Here is a 13,409-nt window from a genome sequence, read left to right as displayed (position 1 = left end):
CAGTTCGGGTCAGGTCAAGGATTGATCAGCCTAGTTGCAGATCGCCTGCGCCATCTGGCCAAAGTTCCGATACCGATCCCAGAGCGCATCGTCGCGCTGGGTCTTCGACATCTTGAGCTCTTGCGCCTGATGCGGGTCGCGGAACCACTTGGCAACGGTCTTCTGATCGCTGCGGGTCAACGCCTGATTGGCCACCCGCTGAATGCAACTGCACCGATCCCGCGTCGCCGCCGACCGGTCAGACGCCAGACACGCCCGTTTGATCTGCGCCGCGTCTGCGACCGGAGCTACCGCCACCATCGACGTGGCACAGAATGCGATTAAGAGGAACTTTTTCATGCTCATGCCTCGTATTTGCCTGCCCGGACGGGTCTGATGCCCCTCTCGGTCTGCGGCGGAGTATGAATCAAACTGGAATTGTGATCAATGGCCAAGATGTTTCGCAGCAACAGCGCCGCCTCGGTTCGGGTCAAAGCCGGTCGGGCAGTTTCCATTGGGCCTGCCGCGCACCCTGCGAGGTCACTAAAGAACAATCTGTCGGGGTCATCACATTGGGTCGTTGGCGTTGACAAAAGGCTCTCGGATGCGGCGCCATTGGCGCGTATAATGCTGTGGTTGTCCAGCAGTAGGTGGTGATAGCGGGCGGTTTCCTCGTTGGATAGGGTTGCAACGCCTGCATCTACGAAACTGATCGCTGGCACAAACACCTCGGGTGCTGCGAACAACAGTTCCGCTACTGGATGCGAGATTACCAACCTGTGCTGTTGCGAAACCTTTAGTGGCGAGAAGTTAAGTATTATTCCGGCCGGAACCTCGACCAACTTGAAACGTCCTGAAGCTATGACATCCTGCGATCCGACCCATTTCACCGATTGATAGCCATTGTCCTGCGTCCAAACCTTGTCGCCCGGACGCAATGTCTCGATACGGGCATAGCCATTTGGGGTTTCTATCAATGTGCCACTGCCATAACAGATCGGCGTGACGTAGTCCGCAACCGCAAAGCTTGGACCTTCCTGGGTGTCAACAACCGTCAGTGTAACGCCTGCTGGGGGAAACTCCCCCGGGCCACCGATGAAGGCGATCCCCTCCACCGTCGCATAGGATGGGGACGAGTTGTTCACGTTGAACGCAATGGCCTGCCACGTGTTTGTACCATCCGTCAGCGTAATGCCGTATTCGGCCTCAACCCGAGTACCGTCGTTGAAGTTGACGCCGTCGATAGTTTGATCACCGTCAAGGAGCTGATTGGTGTCATTGTCGGCAAAATTCGTGTCGCTACCGCCATCGCTGATGAAGACCTCGGTAGCGGTTCGCGTGTCAATCGTGATGGTCTGTCCGATAAGGTGGATACCTGTACCCTGGTCCAAACCATCCAACCCCTGCGAAACAGAGATGGAAAGCTGGCTTTCACCCAGCACGAATATCGAATAATTGGCCAAAGACTACTCTGCTTTCTTGTTGGTGCGCCGGCCATTCAGCGCCACCATCCTACCCACTGGCTGATATTGGGTAAATGCGTCAGAGCAGAAAGACACCATAGCAGCCTTTTCCGCAACGCTTCACGGCTTGACGAGGCCCCAATCTCCGGACATATCCCAACCCATGACAGACCTCGCTCATATCCGCAATTTCTCCATCGTCGCGCATATCGACCATGGCAAATCCACCCTTGCTGACCGGCTCATCCAAGAGACTGGGACAGTCAAGGATCGTGACATGAAGGAACAGCTGCTCGACAGCATGGATATCGAGCGAGAGCGTGGCATCACCATCAAGGCCAACACAGTCCGCATCGACTATACCGCTGACAACGGCGAGCAGTACGTGCTGAACCTGATCGACACCCCGGGCCACGTGGACTTTGCCTATGAGGTCTCGCGGTCGATGCGCGCGGTCGAAGGATCGCTGCTGGTTGTGGACTCGACACAGGGCGTCGAGGCGCAGACGCTGGCGAATGTCTACCAGGCCATTGACGCCGATCATGAGATCGTGCCGGTGCTCAACAAGATCGACCTGCCGGCGTCTGACTGTGACCGGGTCGCCGAACAGATCGAGGATGTGATCGGCATCGACGCCTCCGAGGCCATTCAGGTTTCGGCTAAGACCGGGCAGGGCATCCACGAGACGTTGGAATCCATCGTCACCCATCTGCCCGCGCCCAAAGGCACGCTCGACGCGCCGCTCAAGGCGATGCTGGTCGACAGCTGGTACGACGCCTATCTCGGCGTCATCGTTCTGGTCCGCATCATGGACGGCACGCTGAAAAAGGGCATGCGGGTCAAGTTCATGTCGAACAACACGCTGCACCATGTCGACCGCGTCGGCGTTTTCCGCCCCGAGATGGAGATGGTGGACTCGCTTGGCCCCGGTGAGATCGGCTTTCTCACCGCCTCGATCAAACAGGTCCGCGACACGCGTGTCGGCGACACCATCACCAATGACCGCAACGGCACCGAAATCGCGCTGGACGGCTTCAAACCCGCGCAGCCGGTGGTGTTTTGTGGCCTCTTCCCCGTCGACAGCTCCGAATTCGAAGACCTGCGCGATGCGATCGACAAGCTGGCCCTGAACGACGCCAGCTTTAGCTTTGAAATGGAAACCTCGGCCGCACTTGGCTTTGGCTTCCGCTGCGGCTTCCTGGGCCTTTTGCACCTTGAGGTCATCCGCGACCGCATCGAACGCGAATATGATATCGAGCTCATCACCACAGCGCCGTCGGTGATCTATCACGTCTACATGAAAGACGGCGAGATGATCGAGCTGCACAACCCCGCCGATATGCCCGACCCATCGAAGGTCGATCATATCGAGGAACCGCGCATCAAGGCGACCATTCTGGTTCCGGACGAATTCCTCGGCGACGTGCTGAAACTCTGCCAAGACCGCCGCGGCATCCAGCTGGACCTGACCTATGCGGGCAGCCGCGCCATGGTCGTCTATGACCTGCCGCTGAACGAGGTCGTTTTTGATTTCTACGACCGCCTGAAATCGGTGACCAAGGGCTATGCCTCGTTCGACTATCAGATGACCGGTTATACCGAGGACAATCTGGTCAAGATGTCGGTGCTGGTGAATGACGAACCGGTTGATGCGCTGTCGACCATGGTTCACCGCGACCGGGCCGAGATGCGGGGCCGGGCGATGTGCGAAAAGCTCAAAGACCTGATCCCGCGCCACATGTTCAAAATCCCGATCCAGGCCGCCATCGGAGGCAAGGTCATCGCGCGCGAGACCCTCTCCGCCCTGCGCAAGGACGTGACCGCGAAATGCTACGGAGGCGACGCCACGCGGAAACGCAAACTGCTGGACAAGCAGAAGGCGGGTAAGAAGAAGATGCGCCAGTTCGGGAAAGTGGATATTCCGCAGGAGGCGTTTATTTCTGCGCTGAAGATGGACAGCTAAAGCTGTCCATTTTTTGACGTTCGAGGCAAAAGGTCGAATTCATACCTGCGCCATAGAACCTTAATTTATCAAGAGTACCGCCTAGATATCTGAATTGCTGATTTCTCAATTTCTGGGAAAAGTGAATCCTCAGAAATCCCGACGGACCTAAGCTCGTCCAGAATTTTTGCTTTGGAAGGCCCGGAAATGTTGAACTTTTCTATCGCAACATCCGGCATGTTCAGGTCATTGGGCTCATTACCCAGACCAAACAGCAAAAATGCACCGCTTTGAGCCGATATTCTCGGGTGGGTTTTCTTGGGGACAACCGATACAATTTTAATCAAATCCATTGGGAAGAGAACCGGTCGAAAGTCCGGTTTCTCTATCCGAACGAGCTGGACGAGTTTCTTTATCACATCAAGTTCATTGAATTCATCAACAATTTCTTCGTTGAACTCTTTGGTTAATACTTGAGATGGCCCTTTTGATGCATCAAAAGGTTTTTTCCAAACTTCTTTTAGCTGGTCTCGAATTTCCTCTTTTTCGTTGCTCTTAAGGAGTGCGAGCGCTGACATGCAGCTTACAGTATCGCTGTCAAAGTATTTTTGTTTGCTTATCTCGGGTTTAAGAACGACCACTTGACCATTTGTTCCAGGGTTTGTGGCAGAGGCGAAATATAGAGCAACTAGAGGATTGCTGGATACATCTAGAAGTCTGGTTGGCAGCCCATAGTGTTGCGCGCGAACTAATCTATCAAAATTTGTTGAGTCTTGTTGGAATTCGGAAGGATGTGACGCCATAAGCTGGCGCGTCATTAAGTGTTCGGATTGACGAAGGTTTTTGCTGCGAAAAATTGATGGTTTTAATTTGTAGTCTTGCTTTGAATGGCCGCGAAACAAAAGATTTTGGTGTTTTTTCTCGCTAGCTAGTTTCGCTATCTTTCGAACGAACCCTTCTAAGCTCGTTATTGGTCTCGCCATCTCTAGTCGTCACAAAGTAGTTTCTGCTATGGGCTTTTGCTATCATTGAAAAATGGTTAAATACAAGCTGGAGAAGAAACCCCAAGAGAAAATTCTAGCTAGACATTGGTGCCAAGAACCCACCCGCCCGCCGGGCCGCGCGAGCCCGCACCTATGGGGCGGCGCGTTTGCGTCTTCCCGCGGGTCGGTCGCGGCCCTCAGTTCTGCTGAATATCCGTCTGTGACCCACCTCACAGCCCCAACCGCACCCTCCTGCTACATTTGACCCAACGGAACCCTCTGCAGGAGGCTCAGGTGTCCACATCCATGATCCCCCTCATCGCCCTCGGGTCGGCGGGTCTCTATTCCGTGGCCATGATCGCGATGAAGTTTTGGTGGAAACTCCCCGGCGTGGGTCTTGGCCTGCTGATCGTCGCGACCCTGCTGGCCGGGGCCACGCTGGAGCTTGCCGCGCTGCGCGAGGAACGGCTGGGCATCATCTATACCGGCATTCTGGGAGCCGAGGTTGTTCTGATCGCCATCGCCTCGTTCTTTCTGTTCGGCGAGAACTTCTCGTATCGCGAGGCGGCAGGCATTGGTCTGGTCATCCTCGGCACCGCGCTGGCCTGAGCATAAGGCAAACATTACCGGTTTGTGAAGTTTCCCTTAGGTAAGTTGCAACCTGCGCACTCCCTTCCAATCTGTTCAACAGGCCAGCAACGGCCCTGAACTTTGGAGGAGAGCCCATGACCAGATATATGACTGCCGGAGCAGCCGCTCTGGCGACAAGCCTCAGCCTTGCCACGGCGTCGATGGCCGAGACCACACCCGATCTGCGCGGTGCCTGGACGGGCACCTATACCAAGGTTTCGCCGTCCCGGGTGACCACCGGCGATGCGCCGCGCTTTCATCAGGGAGAGTGGGTGCTGGATATCCAGCAGCAGCAGGACAACTTGTTCTGGGGGCCCAGCATGTGGCGACCAGATGCTGGCACAGATTGGCGCGTGTTTGACGCCACCGGCACCATCAGTCTGGATGGGTCAGGCACCATCGGCATCGTCGAAAGCTCGGCCGATCCGCAGGTGGGTGTGAATGCGCTGGTGGATGCGCGCTATCAGGACGGCAAGATTTACGCGGATTTCCGTAGCCTGCGTCGCGGGACAACGTACAGCGTTGTACTCGAACGTCAGGTGAACTGAAGCGTCTCCGGCCCGGCCGGCCGTAGGGGGTACTGGCTGCACCGTGTTGCAGCGCGTAGTAGGTAATCTCGGTCGGGTCGGAACGCTTCTCATAAACGGACACAGCGTCTCCTCAGGGGGGACGGGTCGGGCGGCATCTTGGCTGCAAGTGACAGGGTCCTGAACACACGGTGCCGGATTGCGGCGTTCCCTGGTACCTGTGGTTTAGGCTCTCGCGAACCTTCAGCGCGGCTTTGCTTGTGGTCTGAGGGCCGTCCGGCCCCGGATTCTCTGGTTATCTCTGGCTGGGCAATCACAAGACACGCCTGATTCGATACTCTGAGGCTGTGAAAATCCACAATTGGCAGTAAAATGGCTTTTGCAGGTGCAGAAAACGGAAAAAATCGGGTCATTTCGTCGAATTCAGCGTTTTCCATTGCCAAGACCGCACGGTGTTTCAATTTCCGGAGTTATCCACAATTTTCTCCCAGCGGATATCAACACTTTATCCCCGTCTAATTCTCATGCTGCAGTGCTATTTCCTTGTCGGAACATCACCCGGATGTAACAGTTCTATTACCGCAACGGTTCTTAGGAACCAGGGTGGGACGCAAAGGCCAAAGGGGGTCGAGGCAATAAAGGCAAGTCTTAGGGTTGGCTTTTATATGCAAAGGCTTACCGGTGGATGGTCAGCTGAATTGGGTGTCAGACCCGGGTCAGATGATCAGACTCTCAGAAGGTCGATGCGTGCTGTAAAGCATCTTAGGGTGCCGAGCAGCGGCCGTGGCCTGTAACAGGGTCGGGGCAACTGGATCGGGGCGTCCCTCGGGCGCATCGACCCGGCAAGGCGTCAGGAGTATCCGCGAGGGTACATGCATGGACCGCGTCTGCGCACCTGACGCCTTTTCCTTTTCTCAGGTCTATCCAGGCTACCACTCTGCCCCCCCCGCAAAACGGGAACGGGGTTCTTGTGGATGCACAAGAACCCCGAAGTGTCAGATATGCAATGCCGCGTCTATGCACCTGTGCCAAGGAGTGTACCTTGGTTGGCTGCAATCTTCAACCATATCTTGTATGTGGAAGTTGCGCCTTCACAACATCCTGAATTGCGTCAGATATTTTGCTGAACGTCAGTCGCGGCTTCTTGGATGGCATCGCCTGCTTTTTCGATATCTTTGCCTGCACCCTTGGTCGTCTCGCACGCTGCAAGGGTAAACATTGCCAGCCCTACTAGAATTGCTCGGATCATCAGTACCTCCATTTGATTTTCTATACATGGCGTAGCAGCTTTTATTTGCTGGAACCAGTATTTTACCGTGCTTGCAACGGGCGTAGAAACACGAAGCTGCCGAGCCAATTGACCGCATGGATTGTGAAGGTGGGGTGTGGCCGCACCGACAACGGATCGTTCCGATCGAAAAGATTGGACTGACGCGTCGGGTGCGGTGGAAAGATGAACGAAATCAGTCCTTATCGCCCGCGCAGAACAGCTCGTACACCACTTCAAGCATACGGCGCGGTCTGTCATCAGCAAGACGGTAGTAAATTGCTTTGCCTTCGCGTCGGGGAATCACAAGGCCTTCCAGACGAAGGCGGGACAGCTGCTGCGAAACAGCAGCCTGTCGTGCGGACAGTAGATCCTCAAGCTCGGTCACGGATTTTTCGCCAGAGACTAGATGGCACAAGATCATCAATCGGCCTTCGTGACTGATCGCCTTGAGGAAATTCGATGCGCGGGTCGCATTTCCCGCCATCCGGTCGAAATCGTCAGACGTCATATTCTGTGAAATCTGAGGCAATGCCATTGCTGTTTTCCTTTTGGGCCCTGGTGTGGGGGCACTTTTGTGAGTGGTTCGCTAAAGCGGTTCGCATTGCTACACGTTCTGTGCATGAATTTCCATATGCATGGATCAAAATGCCGTGATGGGAAAAGGGGAACTTATTGTTTAGAGCATCAAACCGCGCATTGACATCGGCGACTTCGGTACGTTCGACATCATACTATCCACCTATTTTGGACGGTTGGAGTGCGATCTGTTGAGCCCCCCTTGCAGCCCCCCCGTGGCGACACTAAGACTCGGGTAACGTTTCTTCGGGTAATGTCCCGATCCATAGCAAAACAGGCAGGTTCTCATGTTCGATCCCGTTGACACCTATATGAATACGCTCGTTCCCATGGTCGTCGAGCAGACCAGCCGGGGTGAACGCGCGTATGATATTTTCTCGCGCCTTCTGAAAGAGCGGATCATTTTCATCAACGGTCCGATCCACGACGGGATGAGCCACCTGATCGTCGCGCAATTGCTGCACCTCGAGGCCGAAAATCCAAACAAAGAAATCTCGATCTACATCAATTCGCCTGGCGGCGTGGTTACCAGCGGTTTGTCGATTTACGATACAATGCAGTATATCAAGCCCAAATGTTCGACATTGGTAATCGGTCAGGCAGCCTCGATGGGGTCGGTTTTGCTGGCCGGCGGCGAGAAGGGAATGCGTTTCTCTCTGCCCAACAGCCGGATCATGGTGCACCAGCCCAGCGGTGGCTATCAGGGCCAGGCCAGCGACATCATGATTCACGCGGCCGAGACGCAAAAGCTGAAGGATCGCCTTTATGACATATACGTGCGTCATACAGGTCAGACCAAAAAGGCGGTTGAAAAAGCGCTGGACCGTGACAATTTCATGAGCCCGGAAGAGGCGAAAGACTGGGGTCACATCGACGAAATCGTCGAAAATCGCGCCAAAATGGACGGTGACGAGGCCTAATAATATCTCCCCACGCCCCAGGCGTGGGGGCCATTTTTGAGATTGTAGCCGCCCCGGTGGTGGCCTAAGCTGCACCAACATGTGGCATGCGCGGTTCCAAACGGACCGCAGGGACGAAGCCCGAAAGGTAGAACATGGCGACGAATTCAGGCGGTGACGGCAAAAACACGCTCTACTGCAGCTTCTGCGGCAAGAGCCAGCATGAGGTGCGCAAGCTGATCGCCGGCCCGACCGTTTTCATCTGTGATGAATGCGTCGAGCTGTGTATGGACATCATTCGCGAAGAGACGAAGGCCAGCGGCCTGAAGTCCAGCGATGGCGTGCCGACGCCCAAAGACATTTGTGAGGTACTGGACGATTACGTTATCGGTCAGGCCACCGCCAAGCGGGTTCTGTCGGTGGCGGTGCACAACCACTACAAGCGTCTGAACCATGCCCAAAAGGCCGGCAGCGATATTGAGCTGGCCAAGTCCAACATTCTGCTGATCGGCCCAACCGGCTGCGGTAAGACGCTGCTGGCGCAGACGCTGGCGCGCATTCTGGATGTGCCGTTCACCATGGCGGACGCAACCACGCTGACCGAAGCCGGGTATGTAGGTGAGGATGTTGAAAACATCATTCTCAAGCTGCTGCAGTCCAGCGAATACAATGTCGAACGCGCGCAGCGCGGCATCGTCTATATCGACGAAGTCGATAAAATCACGCGCAAATCCGAAAACCCGTCCATCACGCGCGATGTATCGGGTGAAGGTGTGCAGCAGGCGCTGCTTAAGCTGATGGAAGGCACCGTGGCCAGTGTGCCGCCACAGGGCGGGCGCAAGCATCCGCAGCAGGAATTCCTGCAAGTGGATACCACGAACATCCTGTTCATCTGCGGTGGTGCTTTTGCAGGTTTGGATAAGATCATCGCACAGCGCGGTAAAGGCTCGGCCATGGGCTTTGGCGCGGACGTGCGGGACAATGATGAACGCGGCGTGGGTGAAATTTTCAAGGATCTCGAGCCCGAGGATCTGTTGCGGTTCGGCCTGATTCCGGAATTCGTTGGACGTCTACCGGTTCTGGCGACGCTGGAAGATCTGGACGAAGATGCACTGGTCACCATCCTGACCAAGCCCAAGAACGCTCTGGTCAAGCAATACCAGCGCCTGTTCGAACTGGAAGATGCCGAGCTGGCCTTTACTGATGATGCGCTGAAGTCGATCGCCAAGAAGGCCATTGAACGCAAAACCGGCGCGCGCGGATTGCGCTCGATTTTGGAAGATATCCTTCTGGACACCATGTTCGAACTTCCGGGCATGAAGAACGTAACCGAAGTGGTGGTGAACGAAGAGGCGGTGTCGTCTGACAAGCAGCCCCTGATCATCTACGCGGATGCCGCGGAATCAGCTTCGGCAGGATAAGGCACAACAAGAATTACCAAGACGGCGCGGGATTGACCGCGCCGTTTTCTTTTGGAGGTAAGCATGAAAATCAGGCGCATTTCATCTGGCGGAGAATTCGAGGCCAAAGTTGGCTATTGTCGTGCTGTGGTTGCAAATGGTTTCGTCTTTGTCGCCGGGACTTGCGCCCAAGGTGACAACGTGCCGGAGGACATTGTAGGGCAGTGCAAGTCGTCCTTGGAGGCGATTGGAAAAGCGCTGGCCGAGGCTGGAGCCGGTTTTGCGGACGTGGTTCGGGTCAATTACTATTTGCCGGACATGACTGAGTTTGAACTTTGCTGGCCGTTGTTGGTAGACGCATTTGGTGACAACCCGCCTGCAGCGACAGTTGTCGAATGCAACCTCATAACGCCAAAAGACCGTATCGAGATTGAAGTGACCGCGGTTCTGCCGAAATAGGGCCTGCGATCCTTGTGACACTGGACCTTAGTGAGGCTTTGGTCCATATCTGCAGGTACAGAAATGCCGGAGGCAACTGATGGGAATCCTGAACAGTCTTTTGCGGGCCGTGACCTGGTGGAACGGATCCACATTGAATACGCAGATTTATACATCGCGTAAGGGTATCAAGGTCGGTGAAGACGACGAAGGCAACGTGTTTTACCACAATGCTGACGACAGCAGACGTTGGGTGATTTTCAATGGTGAGGCTGAGGCGAGCCGGGTTGATCCGGATTGGCATGGCTGGCTGCACCGCACCTGGGATGAGCCGCCGACGGACAAACCGCTGAAACACAAATCCTGGGAAAAACCGCATCAGGAAAACCTGACAGGCTCTGCTTTGGCTTATACGCCGGCAGGTTCTTTGCGCCGCACAGACCCGGTCGAGCGTAAGGACTACGAGGCCTGGAGCCCGGAATAACACGAGGCGAGCAATGTCGAGTTATAATGCAACCGAAGTTCTGGTCGGTGGGGTCGTCTTAGCCTGTGCCGTCGCATTTGGCGTTTACGCCAGCCAATCCACCGGCCTGTCGCAAAGCAGTGGCGGCTATGAACTGGGCGCCTCTTTCCGTTCCTTGGAAGGGGTAGGCGTCGGCACCGACGTACGCCTTGCTGGTGTCAAGATCGGCACTGTAACCGGTGTAGACCTGAATCCCGAAACCTATCGCGCCGATACCACCTTCTCGATCTCTGACGGAATTCTGGTGCCGGACGACAGCGCGATTGTCATCTCATCCGAAGGGCTGCTGGGCGGCAACTTTGTCGAGGTTATGCCGGGTGGTTCGCCTTTCTACTTTGAAGCGGGCGATCAAGTCGAAGATACGCAAGGTGCCGTCAGTCTGATTTCCCTGCTGGTCAAGTTTGTCGCCGGGGACGGAAGCGAATGAAGCGATTTGCCCTGATTGCAGCGTTGCTGGTCGCGACGGGGCCCACGGCCCAGCAAAAAGCCCAATCCGGTCCTGGCGCAATGCTGCGTGGTCTGGACAAGGTCAGCGGTCAGACCGTCGATGTTGAAATGCGGAATGGTCAGACATTGCCGGTTTTTGGGTTGGATGTGGCCTTGGGCGATTGTCGCTATCCAGCGGACAACCCGACCGGTGATGCGTTCGCCTATCTGACGATCTGGGAAAAAGGCAGGACAGATCAACTGTTTGACGGTTGGATGATTGCCACGTCGCCCGCATTGAATGCGCTGGACCATGCGCGTTACGACGTCTGGGTGATGCGCTGTATCACTGCATCGGGCGACTGAGGCACTGCTGCTACGAAATCCGCACTGGCATTGATCGCCTCTTCAAGCGCGTGCCGATATTGCGTGCGCGGAATCTCGATCGCTCCCAGAGACGCCAGATGAGCGGTCAGAAACTGGGTGTCAAACAAGAGAAATCCGCTTTGGCGCAAGCGATCCACCAGATAAGCCAGCGCTATTTTCGAGGCATCCTTTCGGCGGGAAAACATGCTTTCGCCGAAAAACGCCGCACCCAGCGTAACGCCATAAACGCCGCCGACCAGTGCGTCCTCATCCCAGACCTCCAACGAATGGGCCCGGCCCGCGAGGTTGAGTTGCTGATAAAGGTGGCGCAATTCTGCATTGATCCAGGTGTCTGCCCGATCAGCGCAGCCATCGACCACTCCGGCAAAATCGCGGTTGATGCTGATGGAAAAGCCGGACTTTCGAATGCGGCGTGCGAGGCTGCGCGAGATATGAAAGCCATCTAGCGGAAAAACGCCACGAAACTTGGGATCGACCCAGAACAGTTCCGGGTCATCGCGGTGTTCGGCCATCGGAAAAATTCCAATGGAATAGCCGTGTAGCAAAAGTTCAGGGGTCAGGCTCATGCGCGATACCCGGGGACCAGAGCGCAAGTGCCCTCTGGTCCCTTGGATTTATTGGGCCATATTCGCCGCAAGCCAGTGTTCCAGCCAGTGAATGTTGTAATCACCGTTGTGGATTTCCGGCTCTTGCAGCAACGCATGGAACAGCGGCACGGTTGTATCGATACCGTCCACGATCAGTTCGCCCAATGCGCGATCTAGTCGTGCCAGCGCCTCGGCCCGGTCGCGGCCATGTACGATTAGCTTGGCAATCAGAGAGTCGTAATAGGGTGGAATCGAATACCCATCATACAGTGCCGAATCCATCCGCACACCCAGACCGCCGGGGGCATGAAAGGCCGAGATTCTGCCTGGGCAGGGTGAGAAGTTCGGCAGCTTTTCTGCATTGATCCGGACCTCGATGGCGTGGCCGTTGATCACAAGATCGTCCTGACCAAACGACATCGGTTCGCCAGCTGCGACGAGAATTTGCTCGCGCACCAGATCGACACCAAAGATGCCCTCGGTCACCGGGTGTTCCACCTGCAGGCGGGTGTTCATCTCGATGAAGTAGAACTCGCCGTTCTCATACAAGAACTCGATGGTTCCGGCGCCGATATAGTTGATCTTTGCTACGGCGTCCGCGCAGACTTTACCGATCTTGGCGCGCTCTTCCGGGGTGATGCTGGGGCCGGGTGCCTCTTCAAACACCTTCTGGTGGCGGCGCTGCAGCGAGCAGTCGCGTTCGCCCAGATGCACAGCCTTGCCCTTGCCGTCACCAAAGACCTGGATCTCGATATGGCGGGGCGTGGTCAGGTATTTCTCGATATAGACCTCGTCATTGCCAAAGGCGGCTTTGCCCTCGGCACGTGCGGTCATAAATGCGCTTTCCATCTCATCCGCGCTCATCGCGACTTTCATACCGCGACCGCCACCGCCAGCGGTGGCTTTGATGATGACGGGGTAACCAAATTCCTCACCGATTTTCTTGGCCGTCTCCAGATCGGGCACGCCGCCGTCCGAACCCGGAACACAAGGCACACCCAGCGCCTTCATCGTGTCCTTGGCGGTGATCTTGTCGCCCATGACTCGGATGTGCTCGGCAGTGGGGCCGATAAAGGTGATGCCGTGGTCTTCGACGATCTGCACGAATTCGGCATTCTCGGACAGGAAGCCATAGCCGGGGTGGATCGCCTGCGCGCCAGTGATTTCACACGCCGAGATGATCGCGGGCACCGACAAGTAGCTTTGCGGGCTGGGCGGAGGGCCGATGCAGACCGATTCGTCCGCCATGCGCACATGCATCGCGTCGCTATCGGCGGTGGAGTGGACGGCAACCGTCTTAATCCCCATCTCGCGGGCAGCGCGGATGACCCGCAGGGCGATCTCGCCTCGGTTGGCAATCAGGATCTTGTCGAACATGG

Annotated in this window: 16 protein-coding genes; 9 read left to right on the top strand and 7 right to left on the bottom strand. The window is 56.0% G+C overall.

Annotated elements, in window-relative coordinates; translation table 11 throughout:
* Positions 1 to 30: 30 nt before the first annotated feature.
* Together AC2FID_RS19980 and AC2FID_RS19975 are read right to left on the bottom strand one after the other, a co-directional pair.
* The gene (locus AC2FID_RS19980; RefSeq protein ID WP_058276999.1) at positions 31 to 339 is read right to left on the bottom strand and encodes a hypothetical protein; all 309 of its coding nucleotides are present in this window, start codon (positions 337 to 339) and stop codon (positions 31 to 33) included.
* Between the two features lie 2 nt (positions 340 to 341).
* A complete protein-coding gene (locus AC2FID_RS19975; protein ID WP_496838369.1) occupies positions 342 to 1,442 on the bottom strand; it encodes a Hint domain-containing protein in 1,101 nt (366 codons plus the stop codon).
* 163 nt (positions 1,443 to 1,605) lie between these two features.
* Between AC2FID_RS19975 and lepA the strand changes: the two genes are divergently transcribed.
* Positions 1,606 to 3,405 (top strand): translation elongation factor 4, encoded by a 1,800-nt coding sequence (gene lepA, locus AC2FID_RS19970; protein ID WP_496838368.1) that lies wholly within the window; start codon positions 1,606 to 1,608, stop codon positions 3,403 to 3,405.
* Between the two features lie 68 nt (positions 3,406 to 3,473).
* Here lepA and AC2FID_RS19965 read toward each other — a convergent pair whose 3' ends face one another.
* Positions 3,474 to 4,367: an FRG domain-containing protein gene (locus tag AC2FID_RS19965; RefSeq protein WP_496838366.1), complete on the bottom strand. Its 894-nt coding sequence runs from the start codon at positions 4,365 to 4,367 to the stop codon at positions 3,474 to 3,476.
* Positions 4,368 to 4,661: 294 nt separating this feature from the next.
* Between AC2FID_RS19965 and AC2FID_RS19960 the strand changes: the two genes are divergently transcribed.
* Positions 4,662 to 4,976, top strand: a complete 315-nt coding sequence (locus AC2FID_RS19960) for a hypothetical protein (RefSeq protein ID WP_496838364.1) — start codon at positions 4,662 to 4,664, stop codon at positions 4,974 to 4,976.
* 116 nt (positions 4,977 to 5,092) lie between these two features.
* Positions 5,093 to 5,545, top strand: coding sequence for a hypothetical protein (locus tag AC2FID_RS19955; protein ID WP_234999150.1), 453 nt, complete (start codon positions 5,093 to 5,095; stop codon positions 5,543 to 5,545).
* 1,090 nt (positions 5,546 to 6,635) lie between these two features.
* On the opposite strand, the gene AC2FID_RS19950 is transcribed toward AC2FID_RS19955, so the two are convergent.
* Both AC2FID_RS19950 and AC2FID_RS19945 read right to left on the bottom strand, forming a co-directional pair.
* A complete protein-coding gene (locus AC2FID_RS19950) occupies positions 6,636 to 6,773 on the bottom strand; it encodes an entericidin A/B family lipoprotein (protein ID WP_199528492.1) in 138 nt (45 codons plus the stop codon).
* Between the two features lie 214 nt (positions 6,774 to 6,987).
* Positions 6,988 to 7,329 carry an ArsR/SmtB family transcription factor gene (locus AC2FID_RS19945; protein ID WP_109313386.1) on the bottom strand — a complete coding sequence of 114 codons (342 nt, stop codon included), beginning with the start codon at positions 7,327 to 7,329 and terminating at the stop codon, positions 6,988 to 6,990.
* A 328-nt stretch (positions 7,330 to 7,657) separates the two neighbouring features.
* Between AC2FID_RS19945 and AC2FID_RS19940 the strand changes: the two genes are divergently transcribed.
* From AC2FID_RS19940 to AC2FID_RS19915, 6 genes are all read left to right on the top strand, one after another.
* The gene (locus tag AC2FID_RS19940) at positions 7,658 to 8,290 is read left to right on the top strand and encodes an ATP-dependent Clp protease proteolytic subunit (RefSeq protein ID WP_108861785.1); all 633 of its coding nucleotides are present in this window, start codon (positions 7,658 to 7,660) and stop codon (positions 8,288 to 8,290) included.
* Positions 8,291 to 8,424: 134 nt separating this feature from the next.
* On the top strand, positions 8,425 to 9,690 hold the full coding sequence (gene clpX / locus AC2FID_RS19935) for an ATP-dependent Clp protease ATP-binding subunit ClpX (protein WP_058272201.1): 1,266 nt from the start codon (positions 8,425 to 8,427) through the stop codon (positions 9,688 to 9,690).
* Positions 9,691 to 9,753: 63 nt separating this feature from the next.
* On the top strand, positions 9,754 to 10,128 hold the full coding sequence (locus AC2FID_RS19930; RefSeq protein WP_282169162.1) for a Rid family hydrolase: 375 nt from the start codon (positions 9,754 to 9,756) through the stop codon (positions 10,126 to 10,128).
* 79 nt (positions 10,129 to 10,207) lie between these two features.
* Positions 10,208 to 10,591, top strand: coding sequence for an NADH:ubiquinone oxidoreductase subunit NDUFA12 (locus tag AC2FID_RS19925; protein ID WP_282169163.1), 384 nt, complete (start codon positions 10,208 to 10,210; stop codon positions 10,589 to 10,591).
* Between the two features lie 13 nt (positions 10,592 to 10,604).
* Complete coding sequence (gene mlaD, locus AC2FID_RS19920; RefSeq protein WP_058272198.1) at positions 10,605 to 11,057, top strand: outer membrane lipid asymmetry maintenance protein MlaD; 453 nt, start codon at positions 10,605 to 10,607, stop codon at positions 11,055 to 11,057.
* Positions 11,054 to 11,422, top strand: a complete 369-nt coding sequence (locus AC2FID_RS19915) for a DUF2155 domain-containing protein (RefSeq protein WP_282169164.1) — start codon at positions 11,054 to 11,056, stop codon at positions 11,420 to 11,422. The genes mlaD and AC2FID_RS19915 overlap by 4 nt, the downstream gene beginning before the upstream one ends.
* Here AC2FID_RS19915 and aat read toward each other — a convergent pair.
* Both aat and accC read right to left on the bottom strand, forming a co-directional pair.
* Positions 11,377 to 12,009 (bottom strand): leucyl/phenylalanyl-tRNA--protein transferase, encoded by a 633-nt coding sequence (gene aat / locus AC2FID_RS19910; protein WP_496838360.1) that lies wholly within the window; start codon positions 12,007 to 12,009, stop codon positions 11,377 to 11,379. The two genes, AC2FID_RS19915 and aat, sit on opposite strands and share 46 nt — an antisense overlap.
* Positions 12,010 to 12,057: 48 nt before the next feature.
* Positions 12,058 to 13,407 carry an acetyl-CoA carboxylase biotin carboxylase subunit gene (gene accC / locus AC2FID_RS19905; protein ID WP_058277013.1) on the bottom strand — a complete coding sequence of 450 codons (1,350 nt, stop codon included), beginning with the start codon at positions 13,405 to 13,407 and terminating at the stop codon, positions 12,058 to 12,060.
* Between the last annotated feature and the right edge of the window lie 2 nt (positions 13,408 to 13,409).

This window comes from Ruegeria sp. CDSC068 (genome assembly GCF_059610545.1).
This window is presented reverse-complemented; position numbering and strand designations above follow the sequence as displayed.